Source organism: Bacillus sp. MSP13 (assembly GCF_000815295.1).
Classification (GTDB): Bacteria; Bacillota; Bacilli; order Bacillales; family Bacillaceae; genus Bacillus; species Bacillus vallismortis.
Genome location: NZ_JXAQ01000010.1, coordinates 63,986 through 81,962, shown reverse-complemented (window position 1 = coordinate 81,962; position 17,977 = coordinate 63,986). Strand labels below are relative to the sequence as shown.

Below are 17,977 nucleotides of genomic sequence, written 5' to 3'. Positions count from 1 at the left end.
ATATACAGGCTGTCAGCTCGGCATTTTTTTGTCAAACACATCTGACAGCTCTTGATACGAACGGCATTTGATCAGCTGGTTCACCGCCGCCGGGTCATCCAAGATGCTGCCGAGCAATCTATACATGCTTTGCAAATCCGCTTTGTTCTCCTTTTCAACACAAAGCAGACAGACGAATTGAACACGATGGTCCTCCCAATCTATCGGCTTTTCGAGCGTGCAAACGGCCCAAAACGTCGTTTTTGTCTGCGGAACGAGCGGGTGCGGGATGGCGACAAGATTGCCAAAACACGTTGGCGACATGTCTTCTCTTTCAAAAATGGAATCTATGATTTCTTCATTGGCGTAGCCGCAATCAACCGCTTTCTGCCCTAAAAATTGAATCACTTCTTCTTTTGAGCGCAGATCCTTCTGAAAAAAAACGAGTTCTTTTTTTAGGTAGCGGACCGCTTTTTCTTTTTCATCGCTCAGAATGGATTCGATTTTTGTAAAGTCGGTTCCGCCCAAGAGTGTGTTGACCTTTAGCACTGGTACAGGGAGCTCTTTTTTGATCGGAATGGTGCTGATGACTACATCAATGGAGTCATAGGACATTTGGTCAAGACTGTAATACTCAGCGGTTCCAAGAATATCGAGCCGCCTTCCGAAATGGGAGCGGAGTTTTTCTCGCAGCAGCTGGGCGCTTCCCGCGCCAGATGCGCACACAATAATACAGCGTTTCGGCGGGACCTCTGTTTTTTTCCGTTCAATCGCGGCACCAAAATGGAGAGCCAGATATCCAATTTCATTTTCATGAATATCGATGCCCGTCTGTTCCTTTATGACCATCCCCGCAATGATTCCGGCTTCAAAAGCGAGCGGATAATGTTCCTTGATCGCTGCCAGCATCGGATTTCGAAGATTCATGCCGTATCGGTTGCGGCTGATCGCCGGCTTCACATGCAGCGCCAAGCCGATTTTCAGCTCTCTGTCATGCAGAATGCCAAGCTTCAGTTCTCGATCAACGGCTTTGATCATAGCAAAAGTCAGCTGATCGGTTTCTTCGTCTATTGATGTTGTCTCCTCCCCGCATTGCGGCAGCGTCATTCGTTTTGTGCCGAGGAGGTGCATGGCGATATAGGCCGCCTCGTCTAGCGGAAATGTAACGGCGAGAGCTGATTCCAGCTCTTTTATAATGGCTTCGGCAGCCTGATATTCTTTTTGATGCAAGATATGATCCATATCATCCTGAAAAAAAGAAACATAGTTTTCCGTCCTGATCCGTTTACAGGCGATGGCGATATGGATGATGAGATTGTTCAGCCCCAAGTTAGAGAGAGGAATACGGTCGCTTTTCATTTTTTTCAGGATAGCGGACCGGATGATCTCAATTTCTTCTTTTGGCAAAATATCAGCCTTTTCATTCAGAACATCAATCTCCGTTTCTCTTTCATCAACAATGTACTCGGCCATACAGTACCGCATTTGCACCTCGTCCCCGCGCAGTTTGAAGCCGTAATTCGGACGGGTTTCCATAACGATGCGGTAAGGCAGAAGCCGTTTCTTTACTTCTTTTAAATCCGTTTGGAGTGTAGATTTTGAGATAAATAGTTCTTCAGCCAGTTCATCTAGCTTGAGATAATGCTCCGCCAGCAGCAGCCGTTTCATAAGATAGGCCATTCTCTCCTCCGGCAACACCGGCAGGCCCTTTTTTTGCTGAAGCACATCTTGCAGCAGGGTTCTGAATATCTGCTCGTCATGAATGCGGAGCTTGTAGCCGGAGCCTCTGGCCGAGTGGATTAAGGCGCCATGGCCGCTCAGCACGCTTTGCAATTCCTTTATATCATTGCGGACCGTCCGCGTCGTTACGTTTAGTTGCGCGGCAAAAAACGAGCTCGTCACCGGGGCTTCAGCCGCCATCAGCAAGCGCAGAATTTCACGAAGTCGCCCATGAATCATGAGAAAAACCTCCTATCAAGTAGATGCGGGAATAAAGTGAATAGGCAGAAAGGATGGTGAAGGAATGAAATGTACATAAATTCTATAATGGTGAGAATGGCAAGTCAATGAACATCGGGAGGGCACGAGGGAAAACGGACCCATAAAAAAACAGACGGGTTCAGCCGGCTATCAGATTGCTGACAAAAGCCTAACACGTTCACGTGTTAGGCTTTTCCGCATGATTAAAAACCCTTGAAGTCTAGGGCGGGCAAACATTGGGAGCGGACTTTCAAACGAAGTGGCGGCGGCGTATAGGCAGGACGCCCCGAGAATGTAGCAGCCGTTCCCCACTTGGAGTTTTATCACGAATGCAAGGGGTTGCTGATATGCTGAAAAGCCGGGTTCAGCCGGCTTTTCGGGATGAGGACGTGTTCTTTTGTTTAGACGCCTTGCGATCCTTCATGATTTTCCGAACAATCGGGTAAACGACCGGCGCCCATTTGATAACGGTTTTGATCATCTTTTTCAACGCTCCGATTCCCCCTTCTTTTTTCTCACCATTCCCCTGATTGCCTTTTGCATAAACATGCTAACGCGACACGTACCTGTTTCCCGTCACCCAGAAACGCCACGGATAATCCCGCGCCTCTCCACTGTTGTCAATGCCGATGCGCGGGCCCGTTGAAATGTCCTCCGGTGTATACCCGCTTTCGATGTAAAGCGGCTGTTCCGTGATCCAGCGTCCATAGTCATTCATCGTAACGCCAAGCGCCTTGGTCAGCTTTCCGGGTCCGTTTGTCCATTCCCTCGGACGACGGCCCGGCCTCCTTTCCTCCATTAACAGCTGGCCTTCATGGGGCTCAATCGCCCTGATTAATACCGCTTGCGGGATATCTGCTTCTGCGGCGACGACATTCAGCAACGTATGGGTATGCATGACGTATGTATACACGCGCCCAGCATCCGCAAACATAATTTCAGTCCGCTTCGTCCGGCGATTGTTAAAGCTGTGGGCCGCTCTGTCTTCAGCCCCCATATAGGCTTCTGTTTCCACGATATAGCCTGACGCTGTGCCTTCGTCTGTTTCTTTGACCAGAAGGCAGCCGAGAAGCGCCGGGGCAAGCTCAAGGGCGTTTTTTTGGTAAAACGTGATGGGCAGCGGATGTCTTTCTCTCGTCACAAAGCGACCTCTCCTTTTACCGATTTTTGTACATTGTACCATTCCCGAACCCGCTGAAAAAAAAAGCTGTTTTAAAATCTTTCCATTCAGGGAATATTGATACCGTTCAAAAAAGGAGGGTCAACCAATGAAAGATGATCATCAAAACAAGCATCACGGAACAAATGCCCAAAGCAGCGAGGATGCGCTTTCTCATAAGACATCCGGGAAAAACGAGTCAGAGGATACTTTGACGAACAGGCAGGGGCACCCTGTCACTGACAACCAAAATGTGAGGACGGTCGGGAACAGAGGGCCTACAACGCTTGAGAACTACGATTTTCTCGAAAAAATCAGCCACTTTGACAGGGAACGCATTCCGGAGCGGGTTGTCCACGCCAGAGGGGCGGGGGCACACGGGTATTTTGAAGCTTATGGAACCTTTGGAGACGAGCCGATCTCAAAGTACACCAGGGCCCGGCTCTTTCAGGAAAAAGGCAAGCAAACGCCGGCATTTGTCCGTTTTTCTACGGTGAATCACGGCAAACACTCACCTGAAACATTGAGAGACCCGCGCGGTTTTGCCGTTAAGCTTTATACCGAAGACGGAAACTGGGATTTGGTCGGGAACAACCTGAAAATCTTTTTTATCCGTGACCCGCTGAAATTCCCGGATCTTGTACACGCATTTCAGCCTGATCCAGTGACCAACATCCAAGATGGTGAACGTATTTTCGATTTCATTTCTCAGTCTCCTGAAGCGACACATATGATCACTTTTTTATTTTCGCCTTGGGGCATTCCGGCCAACTACCGGCAAATGCAGGGTTCGGGCGTACACGCCTATAAATGGGTGAATGAGGAGGGCAAGGCCGTTCTCGTGAAATATCATTTCGAGCCAAAGCAGGGCATCCGCAACCTGACACAAAAGGAAGCGGAAGAGATTCAAGGGAAGAATTTTAACCATGCAACACAGGATTTGTATGAAGCGATTGAAAATGGCGATTATCCAGAATGGGAAGTCTATGCCCAAATCATGAGCGACGATGAGCATCCTGAACTGGACTTTGATCCGCTTGATCCGACAAAGCTGTGGTATAAAGACGATTTCCCATGGAAGCCGATCGGCAAACTCGTTCTGAACAAAAACCCTGAAAACTACCATGCGGAAGTGGAACAAGCATCATTCGGAACGGGAGTGCTTGTTGACGGGCTTGATTTCTCAGATGATAAATTACTTCAGGGGCGGACGTTTTCCTACTCTGATACGCAGCGCTACCGTGTAGGCGCAAATTACCTGCAGCTTCCGATTAACTCGCCGAAAAAGCATGTCGCCACCAACCAGGAAGGCGGGCAAATGCTATACCGGACCGATAGAGCAGAAGGCCAAAACCCGCACGTCAACTATGAGCCATCCATTATGGGCGGACTGACGGAAGCGAAGCAGGATGGCAAAGATCATACGCCGCATGTCGAAGGTGATGTGAAGCGTGAAGCGATCGACAGAACGAACAACTTCGGGCAGGCTGGAGAGACCTATCGGAGATTTTCTGAATTTGAACGGAACGAATTGATCACGAATCTGGTCAATACCCTTTCCACATGCCGAAAAGAAATTCAGGATCAGATGATTGAAAATTTCACAAAAGCTGATCCCGACTACGGAAAACGTGTGGCGGAAGGGCTGAAAAAAGTCTCAGAAAACAACAGCAACGGACCGATCGGCACAACAGAGACTAAGCAGGCTGCCATGCAGGCTGAACAGGAGAGCCATCCGTCTGATCCGTATTAAACATAGCGTACAGGACTTTTTTTAGGTCCTGTTTTTTTATTTTCTATTGAAACACTTTCAGCATTTGTGTTGTACTGGAAGAAAAGGGTGGAGAGGAAAGATGGAATTACAGCAGGACATGATGTCTCAGAAAAAAACAATCGGCGCTTTAGACCACGCCGTTTTTTTATGCATGGTATTTTGCTTTTGGTTTTCGAGCTATATTTACGTGCCTGTTTTCAGCCTGTATTTGGAGGACCTGCACTTTTCATACGGTGCCATCGGCATCATTCTCGGCAGCTACGGGGTGACGCAAATCCTTCTTCGATTTCCGCTCGGCTTGCTGTCAGACATCCTGTTTTCTATACGCAAGCAATTGTTAATCTGCGGATTTGGTTTTTCCGTCCTCAGCAGCCTGCTTTTTCTGCTGTTTGATTCTTTCTTCTTCGTGCTGGCCGCACGGTTGTTTGCGGGAATCACCGCCTCTATGTGGGTCATGGCGACCATTTTATACGCGCAGTATGTCAACAGTGAAAACGCTTCAAAAGCAATGGGCATGATGCAGTTTTTCACTGTCATGCCTCAGTTTGCCAGCATTGTGTTCTGCGGGCTTGCGGCAGCCCGCTTAGGCAGGCATGTTCCGTTTTGGATGGCGCTGGCGGCCTCGGCCATCGGCTTGGTGATCTGCTGCTTTATCAAAGACCCTTCAGCCGCTCCAGCGAATCGCGACACAATCCGTGTGCCGCAATCCATCAAAGACACATTGCGGCTGCCGAAGCTCAAGTTTTTCACCATCCTGTCTATGACCGCCCACGCGGTGTTATTTATGACCGTGTTTGGTTTTACACCGCTTTACATTCAACAGCTTGGAATGGGTGACGCGGAGCTGCTTTGGGTGATGAGCGCCTTTTTCCTCCCTCACGCAGCCGCCACATTAAGCATTGTATTTCTGCGCATGACAAGCCGAACCGCTTACTCCGTGCTGCTCTCAAGTTTTGCTGTGACCGGAGCCTGTTTGCTATTCGTTCCGTTTTCAGCTACATTGTTCACGGTTTGCATTACGCACGCCTGCATTGGGCTGGCGCTCGGTTTCGTGTTTCCTCTGCTGCTCAGCCGGGTCGTCGATATCAGTTCGGCCCGTTTAAAAATGTCGGCCATGGGATTTTATCAATCGTTTTATGCGTTGGGCATCTTCCTCGGACCCCTTCTCGCCGGAAAAATCGCACAGCTTTTCGGGCTTGCGGGAGTTTTTTATGGAGCCGGGGCGCTGGCATTTGCCGCCTTTCTTGTGATGCTCGCGCAAAAGCGTGGCATGAGCAATTAATAGCTTTCATACCGCCGAAAGCGCCACACTGAAAACATGGCCAGAAGCACGATGCACAAAGAGGAACATGTAAGCGACCATCCGAAAAAATCCGCCCGCTCTCCATGAAGAAGGATATGCTCCGCCTGCTTGCAAAGCGCAGCCGGAAGCCACTTCGCTTCTTCGGGAAATAGCGAAGCCGCAAAGGAAACGGCAGCTATTAGCCCGATTCCGGAAGCCGCGGCTGCTCCGAGAGACCGAAACATCGTGCTTCCGGCAAGGCCGGCAGTCACCATAAACATGATCCAAAGAGCATAAAGGCCAAGGCTTCCGGCAAAGCGGCTGAAGGATGTGTCCTCAAACAGCAGCCGGACATAATAATAGGCAAGCCCGTATCCAGCGGCAAACGACGCGATACCGATCACGCTTTGGATAAACCATTTGCTCAAGATATACTGCACGGCCGAAACAGGCCGCGACATGATCAGCGACGTGACGCCTTGATTTCTTTCATTCGCCACGCTGCCCATGACGCTGAAGATGACCAGAGCCATGCCAAGCGTGTTGAATTGAGAAAGCGTGCTGACCATCACTTCAGGTCCGGAAGGCATTGAAAAACTGATTTTCATGCCGTCGGGAAGGTTTCCCCCGTGTGCGATGATTTCCGGCATATAATATATGGTCAGCGGCTGTGTCAGCCCCACGATCATCATCGCGATCGGCAGCCAGATCAGCTTGCCGCTTTTCCATCCCTCGAGCCATTCTTTTTGAAATAGCGTCATCAACACTTTCATGCGTGCACCACCTGTAGATAGACGTCTTCAAGAGACTCCGTTTTCTGCTCGAAATGGGTGACGGTCAATCCCGCCCGGATACAATCACTCAACAATGCCCGCCCAGCATGTATACCAGGCAGCTCAAAAACAGCTTGGGACGGATTGATATAGACAATTGCTGATACGTAAGGCTTATCTTCAAGCCAGCCCTTCAGATTCTCTTTCACTGAAAGGGTGAAAACGTTCGTTTGATGCAGTTTTTTCAACTGTTGTAACTCGCCTTTCCAGGAAACCTCCCCGTTTTTCATGATCACCACCTGATCACACACCTGCTCCGCATCGTGCAAAACGTGTGTGGAAAACAGGACAGCCATATGCTTCTTCAGCTCTCGCATCATATCCAGCACCTCAAACCGCCCTGACGGATCAAGAGCAGACACCGGTTCATCCAAGATCAACAGCTTCGGTTTATGAAGCAGCGCCTGTGCCAGACCGAGTCTTTGCTTCATGCCGCCTGAATAACCGCCGATTCTTTTGTGCGCGGATTCCTGCAAGCCGACAAATTGCAGCATCTCGCCGATTTCCTCTTGGCATTTTTTCTTCGAAAGACCGGACAGTCTTCCGGCAAATGTTAAACATTCGTTTGCGGTCATCCACGAATAAAAAGCGGGATACTGCGGGAGGTACCCAATCAAACGCCTATCAGGCTTTTTCTCCCCTAACAGCTTGATGGTTCCAGAGGTTGCCGAAAGCATGCCGGCCAGCATTTGCAGCGTTGTGGTTTTACCGGCTCCATTTGGTCCCAATAGTGCGACACACTCGTTTTCATTCACATGAAAACTGACACCCTTTACAGCTTCATGATGCCGGTACGATTTACATAATGACTCAATAGACAGCATGCCTGCTCACCTTTGCTTTCTGCCGACGGTAAAAAATAAAATCGGCCCGATAATATTGATACACACAATGACCGCTGCCCACATCCACTTTGGCCCGTTTGTCCGCTCTTCTTTTATACAGCTGATAAGAGCGAACACAGCCAGTACAACCTGCAATCCAATCAGCGGCAAAATCATTTCCCAAGAAATATTCATTTCTTTATCCCCCTTTTCTTCCGGTCTGGTCTTATCACAAAAAAGTAATAGCAAATCAGAGGCGTCGGCGCTTGAATTAACCCGACAATTCCCCAGACCCATGCCAGACGATCCCGTTTTTTCGCATCAATGAATAAAAAGATTCCCTGTGCCAAAAGGATGAGACAAGCAACCACCGCTACGATCATTTCTGGTTGGGACATCAGCGCTTCACCTCACGTTCGCCGAGGTATCGTTTTTTCTCGGCCGCAATCAAAATCGGCAGGACAACCAGCGCACAGACCTGAAGCACGACAAAAACAACGGGAATTTGATCAAATGCCAGCATCGCCGCGCTTACCATCGCCAGCGCACAGAACAGAAATAAGATCACTTCTTTCAGCAGGCTTTTTCTTCGTTCGGCTTTCATTTGTGCCAATTGATCAAGCAACTCTTTTTGACTCGGTATATTCGCGTTGGCGCATTGGTCGATTTTCTGCAATTCCGATTTTAAATGAACGGATCGCTTTTCTTTATTCATCAGTCCACTCCTTTCTGATTTGCTGGAGCCCTTTATGAACCCTAGACTTAACCGTGCCTTCTTTAATTTGCAGCATCAGCCCGATTTCGGCGTAGGTATAGCTGTAATAGTGCCTTAATAAAACGGGCGTGCGCAGCTTCGGGTCAAGCCGGGAAAAGAGATCAAGCGTCTCGCTCCACTCAAATCCTTTCATTGACATGTCCCACTTTATTTTGCGTATTGTTTCCTCTGTAACCGCCTGATTCCGTTTCCATTCTCTTTTTCTCTTTTTCTGGTGATCGAGGTAGAGCCTCGACGCAATAGAGATCAGCCACGTGGAGAATTTGGAACGGCCTTGGAAGCTCTTTAAATGAATGTACCCTTTTAGAAAGGTTTCCTGAACAAGTTCCTCGCTGAGATCAGGGTGAAGGGAAAGCTTCAACAAGTATTTGTATAAAAAAGAATAATGATAGTGGAATAGGGCTGTAAACGCCTCGTCGTTCCCCTCTTTCGCCTGCTGAATCAGCTTCTGTTCTTCAAGTGTATCCAATGGCAGCGATCCCCCCTTTTTTGTTTTTCTGCCTTATGAGACGACACCGGATTCAAAGCCGTTCATTTTTTTTACAACTCTATTCAGCTATGGACAGATAGGCTTCCCGGCCAATTGGCCGCATATCCGCATTTGTAAACCCCCTCATAGTCTGTTAAGCTATGTCTTTATGTCGATTTTAAAATAACATCCAAATATGGAGGACGATGCATTGAAAGTAGAAAGGCGAACGATTGAACATATTCCAAATGAAGAAAGACATGGTAAAGCGAAAGATTTATTCCCCGTATGGTTTGGGGCTAATATGCATATCACTACGTTAGTGACCGGTACTCTTCCCGTGGCAATGGGACTTAATCTGTTTTGGAGTGTTGCCGCTATTATTTGCGGAACCTTACTCGGTGCCATATTTATGGCGTCTCATTCCGCGCAAGGCCCTCAGCTTGGCATCCCGCAAATGATTCAAAGCCGTGCCCAATTCGGCGTCATCGGAGCGATTCTTCCCCTCTTCTTAGTCATGTTTATCTACCTTGGTTTCTTCGCAAGCAGCACGATTTTGGCGGCCGGAACCTTAAGCAGCTTTGTTCCCATCCCGGGATCATGGAGCATTATAGGCTTAAGCGCCTTATGTTTTTTACTCACCATTTTCGGCCATGATTTGATTCACAAAATGCAAAAAATCCTGTCTTGGACCTCTTTTGCTGTATTTTTTGCTGCAACGATTCTTATTTCTCAATTGCCGATCCCGGCAGGCAGCTGGATTCCCGGGGCGGTTGATCTGCCTGTTTTCTTGGTTGCGGTCAGCGCAGTCGCGACGTGGCAGCTGGCATACGCGCCTTATGTTGCCGATTATTCACGATATCTGCCAGTTCAAACACCGGCTTCTCAAACATTTTGGTACAGCTATGCAGGCACATCTGTCAGCTCCATCTGGATGATGCTGCTCGGCGCTTTACTGACGACGGCACTGCCTGACTTTACAACAAACTCAGGCAGCCAGATTGTCCAACTGTTCGGCCCTTTCTCGTTCATTATGCTGATCATCGTGTTATTCGGGCAAATGGCGATCAATGTCTTTAACCTGTATGGGGCTTTCATGTCCACAACAACAACGCTTGAGCCGTTTCTGAAGTTAAAAGTCACGCCCAACGTCAGAATCATCATGATCCTTGGTGTCACGCTTGTCGGTACAGTCTTAAGCCTGCTCGGACAAAGTAATTTTATGGAGCTGTTTTTGAATTTTATCTTTTTCATCAGTTATTTCTTAATTCCATGGACGGCAATCAATTTAGTCGATTACTACTTCGTCCGCCATGGAAACTATCAAGTCAAAGCCATGTTCGATGTAAACGGGCCGTATGGAAAGGTCAATTGGATCACGACGATGGCGTTTGTTCTTTCCATCTTGCTAGAGATCCCGTTTATCAATACATCCTTTTACATCGGGCCGCTGGCCAAAATGTTTGGGGGCGGAGACATCGCATGGATTGTCGGCTTGGTCGTGCCTTCTGTTCTTTATTATGTATTGATGAAACCGCGTCTGAAAAAACAAGCCGGTTATCAAGAAAAGCTGTCTTCCTTGTGAAGACAGCTTTTTATGTTACTACTACCTTATTCAAACCGTTTCCACACGCGAGGCAATACATCCGAAAGCTCGTGAGCGAGCAGGGTATGGGCGGAGTGCTCGTCAGTCCAGAGCTCGGCGCACGCACCGTGCAAATAGACCGCGTTTAATATCGCATGTTTCGGGTTTTCATGACAGCAGAGCATGCCCAATATCATACCTGTCAGCGTGTCACCGGTGCCGCCCTTGGCGAGCGCCCCGTTTCCGGTTTGATTGCACCAGCAGTCACCATCGGGAAACGCGATCATGGTTTGATTTCCTTTTAACACAATGACAGCCTGCAGCTGAGCCGCCCATTCCTTTGCATATTCCGCTCTTTTGTTTTGCAGCTCTTTTACAGGCACCCCTGTCATGCGGGAAAACTCGCCCGGGTGCGGCGTGAGGATGGTGGGCGCCTTCCGTTTCGGATACGTGCGCTTGGCCAGCGCTCCGGCATCCAAAATAACAGGGCAATCCGCCGCAAGCACATGATCAACTGCCTGCTGCACGCTTTCGGTTTGCGGAAGACCCGGACCGATGGCAATGGCCCGGTACGTCTCTTCAAGCTGAGCGTCCGCCGCTTTTTGCCAGCCATTACGCCAATAGGTCGCCTCGGGCAGAACAGGAACGACCAGCGGGATCACGCTTTCCGACGTGCCGATGACAAGCTTTCCGAGACCGCTCCGCATAGCCCCAAGCCCCGCCAGAAGCGTTGCGCCCGGCATAGCGTCGCTTCCCGCCAGAAGCAATGCGGTACCGTACGTGCCTTTATGGCTCTCCGCCTCTCTTTCAGGAAGCGAGGCTCTCACATGCTCCTCCGTCCAAAATGGAATCTTCATCTCTATCCCTCCTCTGCTTTCTCTTCGTATTTTTCCTGCACCTTTTCTATTTCAAACAAAAAAGACAGCCTTTGGGCTGCCTTCTATTTTACAGGAACATCAAGATGGTACAGGCGGCGATACCGTTCGTTTGCCGCCAGCAGTTCTTCGTGTGTTCCTTCCATTTCTGTTTTTCCGTTTTCAAGAAACACGATTTTATCGGCCGCTTCCACTCCGGCGAGGTGGTGCGTAATCCATAAGATTGTTTTTCCTTTCAGCACGTCAAACACCGTATCCATAAGTTCACGCTCTGTAATAGGGTCAAGGCCGACTGTCGGCTCATCGAGAATAATGATCGGCGTATCCTGAAGCAAAATGCGGGCGAGCGCAATCCGCTGGCGCTCCCCTCCAGAAAAGCGGATACCGGTTTCCTGAACAGAGGTATGATATCCGTCAGGGAGTGACTCAATATAATCATGGAGCTTCACCTGCTTTGCGGCGCGGCGCACATCCTCATCGCTTGCGTCTCCATTTCCAAGCCTGATGTTGTTCAGAATGCTTGTATCAAAGAGGTGCGGTTTTTGGTTTAACACAGCTACCGCATCGGCAATTTGATCCTTTACCAGCACAGTCTCCACTCCGTTTAACGTCACAGATCCTGAATCCGGCTTCAAGGCGCCCTCGATTAATGCGAGCGACGTTGATTTCCCAGACCCGCTTCGGCCGAGCAGCGCCATTTTTTCTCCTTGGCGCAGTGTAAAAGAAAAGTCGTGCAGCACATGGCTGGTGTTGTCATACGAAAACGCCACATCACGAAAGGACAGTGTGACATCTTGGAGATCGAGCGTTTCAGCCGCTGATTCTGTTTGTGACGCCTCTGGCTGAGGGGCCACCTTGTTCATGCGTCTGATGGAATCCTGATAGCCAGGCACTTCTCCCAAGGCATCGGAAAGCGGCAGAAAGGCTTCTGTCAGCGGGAACACCACAAGCACGAAAGCTGCGATCATCGTGTTGGCGAGTTCGCCGTCCGCATGCTGCCCAGCCGTCCAAAACAGCATCAGCAAAATAAGGCCGGCGACAAGGCATTGTGCGGCAAAGTCCCGCCATCTTATAAAGCGGTGTTTGTTCCGTTCAAGCTCAAACCAAGCAAGTTCTTCCTTTTCAAAGGAGTCAACAAACTCATGCCGGCGGCCGCTGAACATCCAGTCGCTGACACCCATCACGGCATCTGCCAGTCGGCTGTACAGCACGTTTCTCCCACTTTTCAGCTTTGCATTCTTCGCTCTTGTCACGAGCAAAGACACAACCGGAAACAACACAACGAGAACAAACAAGTAAAGCCCAAGCAATACGGCAAACGGCCAAGAAAAGAACCCGAGTGCAATCACTGAAACAGCGTACAGGAGCAAGGCTGAGATCGCAGGAAAAATCGTTTTTAAGAAGGCATCCTGCAAATGTTCAATATCCTCAGATAAAATGCCGAGCATATCCCCCGTGCGAAAACGGGAACGCAGCATCAAAGCACCCGGCTCAAGCATGTTGTACAGGCGGACACGCATGTCGGACACGATTTTCAAAATGATATGATGCCCGACGAGGCGTTCCACATATCGTGACACAGACCGTGCAATCCCAAAGGTGCGGACAGCGACAATCGGCACATAAATGAGCAGGATGTTTTCCGGTCTTGTCGCCGCCTTAGAGATCAAAAACCCTGAGGTGAACATGAGAAAAGCAGCAGAAAAAATTGTCACCGCGCCCAAAAGGATAACCAGAACGAACAGACGGGCATTTTGCTTGATATATGGCAGAATCCATTCTTCTTTCTTCATGCTCTTTCCCCCAGTTGTGCCTCCACGAGTTTGGCGTACACACCGTTTTTCTTCAGCAATTCATCGTGAGTCCCGATTTCCGCAATCCTGCCCCCGTCCAGCACGATCATTTCATCCATATCGAGCATCCAGTGAAGGCGGTGAGTCGCGAGAAAGACGAGCTTATCCTCAAATAAATCCAGCATCGTTTCTTTGATTTCATATTCTGTTTCGATATCAAGATGGGCGGTTGGCTCATCCAGCAGCAGGATCGGGCGGTTTCCCAAAAAGGCGCGGGCCAGGGCGACACGCTGAGCCTGGCCGCCGCTGAGCGCCCGGCCGCCTTCCCCGATTCGTCCCTCTAGTCCGTCCGGAAGTTTGTCCACCAGCTCTGCCAGTCCCGCCGCGGCAGCTGCGCGGGCCGCATCCTCATCTGAAGCGCTTGGATGATAGAAGCGAATGTTGTTCGCCAGTGTATCATCAAAAATGTACGGATGCTGCGGAATATATAGAAGGTTTTTCTGCCAGCTGCCATCCTGCAAATGGGACCGTTCTGAACCGTTGACCTCTATCGTACCGCCATTTGGCTCCAAAAACCCGCCGAGGATATCAATTAAAGTTGATTTTCCCGCACCGCTTGCGCCAATGATGCCAATTTTTTTCTTGCCTTTGCATGACAGATCAATATCGGACACTGACCTGCCGACTGACACGCCTGACAGCTTCAGCTCATCCTGATCGGACCAAGCCTCAAGCTGAAGCGGCGCCTCTTTTTTTAAACCAGGCTGCGACAAAATCTCTTGAATGGTTTTGCCTGCTTCCTGTCCGTTCAGCGTCGCATGATAATCATTTCCCACTTCCCGCACCGGCAGAAAATACTCAGGTGCGAGAATAAGCGCCGTTAAAGCCGGACCAAGCAAAATATCGCCGTCAATCAGGCGCAGGCCCAGAAACACGGCAACTGTTGCCACCGACAGCATGGCGAAAAAATCGAGCGCGAATGAAGATAAAAATGCCACCCGAAGCGTGCTCATCGTTGCTTTGCGATACCGCTCACTCACGTAGAAAATGTTTTTGCTGTGCGAGGTGCTCAAACCCAAAAAACGCAATGTCTCCAGCCCGCGAAGAGAATCAACGAAATGATTGGAAAGCCTCTGATAGGATTTCCACTGGCGATCCGCTTTTCTCTGCGCGACAAAACCGAGGAGAATCATAAAAATAATGAGAATCGGCATCGCCGCAATCAAAATAAGGGCTGATGTGCGATCCTGAAAAAACACATAAATGACAACAGCCGCAGGCACAATCGCCATGCTGACCATTTTCGGCAGAAACAGCTCAAGGTAACGGCGGAACTGGCTGATGCCTTCCATCGCCAGCGTCACCATTTGCCCCGTCCCCTCTTTCTTTGCAAAGCGGGGACCTAACCGGAACAGCTGATCAAGAAAACTCTTTCTCACATCTGCTCCTGTCCGGGCAGCATATTGATAGACGATTTTCTGGCGCGCCACCGCCACCCCGTGTCGGGCGACGAAAGCGATGAGGAAAAAGCCGATCACCGGAAACAGGGAGGCCACGCTCTTCCCGTTGAACAGCCCGGTTACGGCTTCACTCAGCCACTCTGCCTGCATGATAATGGCGGCTGTCTGAAATAACGTTAAACAAGTAATCACGGTGAGAATTCGCTTCATTCCTTTATATCGAAACAGGTCTTTTCCCATTAATAAATCATAGGCTCCTTATGGCTGACGCGCTTCCGGAAGACATAATAGCTCCAGATCTGGCTGCCAATGACAAACGGCAATAGCGTTAACGCCAAAATTGACATGACTTTAAGCGAATAATCACCGGAAGAAGCGTTAGCTACTGTTAAATCGTACGCGCTTTGAAGGGAGCTGACCATGACCCGAGGGAATAATGAAATAAAGATCATCCCTACCGTCAGCCCCAGCCCCGCGCCAGTCATCCCAAATGTCCAGCCGTCTTTTTTCTTACGGATAAAGACAGCCGCCAGCATAAAGCAGATGACAATCAAAACAACGAGCGGAATGGTAATCTCGCCGCGGCGTGTAAACATGTCTGTCTGATAGGCAGAAAGAGCCGCAAAGGCAAGAACCGCTATAAAAACAACACCCATTATCTTTTGCGCCATGTTCCGGGCGCGTTTTTGCAAATCACCGATCGTACGCAGTGTGATAAACATTAATCCATGTAAAAAGCAAAGAAGTGTTACAGTCACACCGCCAAGTACAGAGTACACATTGATATAATCGGATACATGCGCGTGAATGTTCATATCGGCATCAATCGGCATCCCGCGGAATAATGTCGCGAACAATACACCGAGCACAAACGGAGGAATCAGACTGCCGAAGAAAACGACCCAGTCCCAAATCTTCACCCATTTTCCATGCTCCACCTTGCCGCGGAACTCAAACGCGACCCCGCGGCCCATTAACGCAAGCAGCACAATGACAAACGGAATGTAATAACCGCTCAGCATCGTTGCATACCAGTTCGGAAACGCCGCGAAAATGGCGCCTGCTCCAGTCAATAGCCATACTTCATTCGCGTCCCAAAACGGCCCGATCGTGTTGATCAGCACTCTGCGCTCTAATTCATTATGGCCAAGAAAACGGGTCGCCATGCCGACTCCGAAATCAAAGCCTTCCAAAAAGAAGAAACCTACAAACAATACAGCAACGAGTATAAACCAAAGATCATGAAGAGACATGGTATACCTCCTGACTAAATGGGTCTGTTGATACAGGAACATCATGATGATCACCATGCTCCGCGCCTTTTTTAATTTCACGGACGAATAAGAAGACAAGCAGTGCGCCCAGAATCAAGTACATCACACCGAATGCGATGATTGAGAATAACAGGGAGCCCGCTGTTACGTTAGGCGACACGGATTGAGCGGTTGTCATCAAGCCCATGACCGTCCACGGCTGACGCCCGATTTCTGTCATAATCCAGCCCGCGGAGTTGGCGATAAACGGGAAGGAAATCAAGGCGATCATCAATCGCAAGTACCATTTGCTGGTTTCAAGTTTTTTGCGGCGGTTTAGCCAAAGGCCGCCTAACGTGGCAACAATCATGACAACACCTGCGCCAACCATGATACGGAAACTCCAGAATGTCGTTTTAACAGGCGGAATATAGTCGCCTTTTCCGTATATTTTTTCGTACTCAGCCTGAAGAGTTTTCATCCCTTTGACACTTCCGCTGAATTTTTGATACGCCAGGTAGCTCAATGCATAAGGAACTTTGATTTCATTTGAGCTTTTTTCATTTTTTGTATCGATCATGGCAAAAGCTGTCCAAGCAGCAGGGTCACCGCTGTCTTCCCAAAGGCCTTCACTGGCAGCCATTTTCATCGGCTGAGATTCCATCAAGTGCTCAGCCTGCGCGTGGCCGCTAAGTGCGACGCCAAGACCTGCGCAAAGGCCGACGATCATTGCGAGTTTAAAAGAATGCTTGAAAAACGGCACTTCTTTTTTCTTCAATAGTTTAAAAGCACTCACACCGGCGATAAAGAAAGCTCCGGTGGCAAGCGCACCGAAAATGACGTGCGGAAACTCAACCCAAAGCTGAGGGTTTGTGATCAGTGCGGCAAAGTCGTTCATTTCCGCGCGGCCGTTTTTAATCGTAAAGCCGACCGGCTCCTGCATAAAGGAATTTGCGGTTAAAATCCAGAAAGACGACATAATCGTTCCAAATGAAACGAGCCAAATACAGAGAACGTGAATTTTTTTCGGCAGGCGGTCCCATCCGAAAATCCACAAACCGATAAAGATAGATTCCATAAAAAACGCCAGTAATGCTTCAATCGCAAGCGGAGCGCCAAATACGTCTCCGACAAAACGGGAGTAATCAGACCAGTTCATACCAAACTGGAACTCTTGCAAAATCCCCGTTACAACACCGACTGCAAAATTTAATAAGAATAAGTGCCCCCAAAACTTTGCCATTTTGAGGTACTGCTCATTTTTTTTCACAAGATAAAGAGTCTCCATCAACGCAACCATAAACACAAGCCCGATAGACAACGGCACAAACAAGAAGTGAAACAACGTTGTTGATGCAAATTGAATGCGGGCTAAAACCAATTCACTCATGCTTTCTCCTCCATTTCCGGGTAAAAACTGATTCTACTTGCTCACTACTTCACAAATTAAACCAAGGCTTTGATCATCAATTCACAAAGTAGACGAAAAAAATATTTGTTCAATATTTCACAAACATGTCAAAAGATGAACCGATCTGATGCCAGATTGCCAGGTTGATCTAATGACACATTCTCTTCCTGGTTCATATTAAGTACTTTACAACGATTTATTTCAAAAATAAAGTCTAAAATACCTAAAAAGTCCCATATTATGTGACGGATTGTTGTCTATTTTGTTGATGTTTTTTGACGGCTGCTAGGATAAATGACCCTTTATCATCGTACATCAATACTCCGCTGCTTGCGAATAAAATGCTTATCCGGCACCCGCACTCGTTTCTCAGCACTCCGTCATGGACCGTTTTTAGTCAGAACGCCTCTTTTCCTTTGGAGCGGGAGAACCCGAAAGGTATAATAGTAAAATTTTAATATATTAATAATTTCAATTTTTTAGTATATTTGTTGTAGTGAACTATTTCACTGCATCAAGAATAGG

Annotated in this window: 17 protein-coding genes; 3 read left to right on the top strand and 14 right to left on the bottom strand. The window is 48.7% G+C overall.

Annotation, left to right across the window (positions count from 1 at the left end; translation table 11 throughout):
• Nucleotides 1-12: 12 nt before the first annotated feature.
• The 3 genes from licR to SC79_RS10990 all read right to left on the bottom strand — a co-directional run bounded on the left by licR (nucleotide 13) and on the right by SC79_RS10990 (nucleotide 3,100).
• Complete coding sequence (licR, locus tag SC79_RS10995) at nucleotides 13-1,938, bottom strand: transcriptional regulator LicR (protein ID WP_039075072.1); 1,926 nt, start codon at nucleotides 1,936-1,938, stop codon at nucleotides 13-15.
• Between the two features lie 385 nt (nucleotides 1,939-2,323).
• On the bottom strand, nucleotides 2,324-2,440 hold the full coding sequence (locus SC79_RS21005) for a hypothetical protein (protein ID WP_100739930.1): 117 nt from the start codon (nucleotides 2,438-2,440) through the stop codon (nucleotides 2,324-2,326).
• A 69-nt stretch (nucleotides 2,441-2,509) separates the two neighbouring features.
• Nucleotides 2,510-3,100, bottom strand: a complete 591-nt coding sequence (locus tag SC79_RS10990) for a DNA-3-methyladenine glycosylase (protein ID WP_039075071.1) — start codon at nucleotides 3,098-3,100, stop codon at nucleotides 2,510-2,512.
• Between the two features lie 127 nt (nucleotides 3,101-3,227).
• Here SC79_RS10990 and katX point away from each other — a divergent pair, with 127 nt between their 5' ends.
• Both katX and SC79_RS10980 read left to right on the top strand, forming a co-directional pair.
• Complete coding sequence (gene katX, locus SC79_RS10985; RefSeq protein ID WP_039075070.1) at nucleotides 3,228-4,871, top strand: catalase KatX; 1,644 nt, start codon at nucleotides 3,228-3,230, stop codon at nucleotides 4,869-4,871.
• Between the two features lie 100 nt (nucleotides 4,872-4,971).
• Nucleotides 4,972-6,174, top strand: a complete 1,203-nt coding sequence (locus SC79_RS10980) for an MFS transporter (RefSeq protein ID WP_039075069.1) — start codon at nucleotides 4,972-4,974, stop codon at nucleotides 6,172-6,174.
• Here SC79_RS10980 and SC79_RS10975 read toward each other — a convergent pair.
• From SC79_RS10975 to sigY, 6 genes are read right to left on the bottom strand one after another with little or no spacing between them, the layout of a single operon-like run.
• Complete coding sequence (locus SC79_RS10975; protein ID WP_039075068.1) at nucleotides 6,171-6,947, bottom strand: ABC transporter permease; 777 nt, start codon at nucleotides 6,945-6,947, stop codon at nucleotides 6,171-6,173. The genes SC79_RS10980 and SC79_RS10975 overlap by 4 nt on opposite strands.
• Entirely contained in the window at nucleotides 6,944-7,831 is an 888-nt protein-coding gene (locus tag SC79_RS10970) for an ABC transporter ATP-binding protein (RefSeq protein ID WP_039075067.1), read from the bottom strand. Before SC79_RS10970 ends, SC79_RS10975 begins: the two co-directional genes overlap by 4 nt.
• A gap of 6 nt (nucleotides 7,832-7,837) precedes the next feature.
• Nucleotides 7,838-8,026, bottom strand: coding sequence for a sigma Y negative regulator YxlE (yxlE, locus tag SC79_RS10965; protein ID WP_039075066.1), 189 nt, complete (start codon nucleotides 8,024-8,026; stop codon nucleotides 7,838-7,840).
• Complete coding sequence (gene yxlD, locus SC79_RS10960; protein WP_039075065.1) at nucleotides 8,023-8,229, bottom strand: sigma Y negative regulator YxlD; 207 nt, start codon at nucleotides 8,227-8,229, stop codon at nucleotides 8,023-8,025. The genes yxlE and yxlD overlap by 4 nt, the downstream gene beginning before the upstream one ends.
• Entirely contained in the window at nucleotides 8,229-8,546 is a 318-nt protein-coding gene (locus SC79_RS10955) for a YxlC family protein (protein ID WP_039075064.1), read from the bottom strand. The genes yxlD and SC79_RS10955 overlap by 1 nt, the downstream gene beginning before the upstream one ends.
• Entirely contained in the window at nucleotides 8,539-9,075 is a 537-nt protein-coding gene (gene sigY / locus SC79_RS10950; RefSeq protein WP_039075063.1) for an RNA polymerase sigma factor SigY, read from the bottom strand. Before sigY ends, SC79_RS10955 begins: the two co-directional genes overlap by 8 nt.
• A gap of 211 nt (nucleotides 9,076-9,286) precedes the next feature.
• Between sigY and SC79_RS10945 the strand changes: the two genes are divergently transcribed.
• Complete coding sequence (locus tag SC79_RS10945) at nucleotides 9,287-10,660, top strand: cytosine permease (protein WP_039075062.1); 1,374 nt, start codon at nucleotides 9,287-9,289, stop codon at nucleotides 10,658-10,660.
• Nucleotides 10,661-10,686: 26 nt separating this feature from the next.
• Here the strand turns inward: SC79_RS10945 and SC79_RS10940 are convergent, their stop codons facing one another.
• From SC79_RS10940 to cydA, 5 genes are all read right to left on the bottom strand, one after another.
• A complete protein-coding gene (locus SC79_RS10940; protein ID WP_039075061.1) occupies nucleotides 10,687-11,517 on the bottom strand; it encodes an NAD(P)H-hydrate dehydratase in 831 nt (276 codons plus the stop codon).
• Between the two features lie 83 nt (nucleotides 11,518-11,600).
• Nucleotides 11,601-13,328: a thiol reductant ABC exporter subunit CydC gene (gene cydC, locus SC79_RS10935; RefSeq protein ID WP_039075060.1), complete on the bottom strand. Its 1,728-nt coding sequence runs from the start codon at nucleotides 13,326-13,328 to the stop codon at nucleotides 11,601-11,603.
• Nucleotides 13,325-15,028: a thiol reductant ABC exporter subunit CydD gene (cydD, locus tag SC79_RS10930; RefSeq protein WP_039075059.1), complete on the bottom strand. Its 1,704-nt coding sequence runs from the start codon at nucleotides 15,026-15,028 to the stop codon at nucleotides 13,325-13,327. Before cydD ends, cydC begins: the two co-directional genes overlap by 4 nt.
• Complete coding sequence (cydB, locus tag SC79_RS10925) at nucleotides 15,028-16,041, bottom strand: cytochrome d ubiquinol oxidase subunit II (protein ID WP_039075058.1); 1,014 nt, start codon at nucleotides 16,039-16,041, stop codon at nucleotides 15,028-15,030. The genes cydD and cydB overlap by 1 nt, the downstream gene beginning before the upstream one ends.
• Nucleotides 16,028-17,431, bottom strand: coding sequence for a cytochrome ubiquinol oxidase subunit I (gene cydA, locus SC79_RS10920; RefSeq protein ID WP_039075057.1), 1,404 nt, complete (start codon nucleotides 17,429-17,431; stop codon nucleotides 16,028-16,030). The genes cydB and cydA overlap by 14 nt, the downstream gene beginning before the upstream one ends.
• Nucleotides 17,432-17,977: the final 546 nt, after the last annotated feature.

Bases quoted from the DNA above. Each gene is read 5' to 3' on its own strand.
- cydC (WP_039075060.1), bottom strand. From the start codon at position 13,328: ATGAAGAAAGAAGAATGGATTCTGCCATATATCAAGCAAAATGCCCGT.
- SC79_RS21005 (WP_100739930.1), bottom strand. From the start codon at position 2,440: ATGATCAAAACCGTTATCAAATGGGCGCCGGTCGTTTACCCGATTGTT.
- SC79_RS10955 (WP_039075064.1), bottom strand. From the start codon at position 8,546: ATGAATAAAGAAAAGCGATCCGTTCATTTAAAATCGGAATTGCAGAAA.
- cydB (WP_039075058.1), bottom strand. From the start codon at position 16,041: ATGTCTCTTCATGATCTTTGGTTTATACTCGTTGCTGTATTGTTTGTA.
- SC79_RS10970 (WP_039075067.1), bottom strand. From the start codon at position 7,831: ATGCTGTCTATTGAGTCATTATGTAAATCGTACCGGCATCATGAAGCT.
- SC79_RS10980 (WP_039075069.1), top strand. From the start codon at position 4,972: ATGGAATTACAGCAGGACATGATGTCTCAGAAAAAAACAATCGGCGCT.
- katX (WP_039075070.1), top strand. From the start codon at position 3,228: ATGAAAGATGATCATCAAAACAAGCATCACGGAACAAATGCCCAAAGC.
- yxlD (WP_039075065.1), bottom strand. From the start codon at position 8,229: ATGTCCCAACCAGAAATGATCGTAGCGGTGGTTGCTTGTCTCATCCTT.
- cydD (WP_039075059.1), bottom strand. From the start codon at position 15,028: ATGGGAAAAGACCTGTTTCGATATAAAGGAATGAAGCGAATTCTCACC.
- cydA (WP_039075057.1), bottom strand. From the start codon at position 17,431: ATGAGTGAATTGGTTTTAGCCCGCATTCAATTTGCATCAACAACGTTG.
- licR (WP_039075072.1), bottom strand. From the start codon at position 1,938: ATGATTCATGGGCGACTTCGTGAAATTCTGCGCTTGCTGATGGCGGCT.
- SC79_RS10940 (WP_039075061.1), bottom strand. From the start codon at position 11,517: ATGAAGATTCCATTTTGGACGGAGGAGCATGTGAGAGCCTCGCTTCCT.
- yxlE (WP_039075066.1), bottom strand. From the start codon at position 8,026: ATGAATATTTCTTGGGAAATGATTTTGCCGCTGATTGGATTGCAGGTT.
- SC79_RS10975 (WP_039075068.1), bottom strand. From the start codon at position 6,947: ATGAAAGTGTTGATGACGCTATTTCAAAAAGAATGGCTCGAGGGATGG.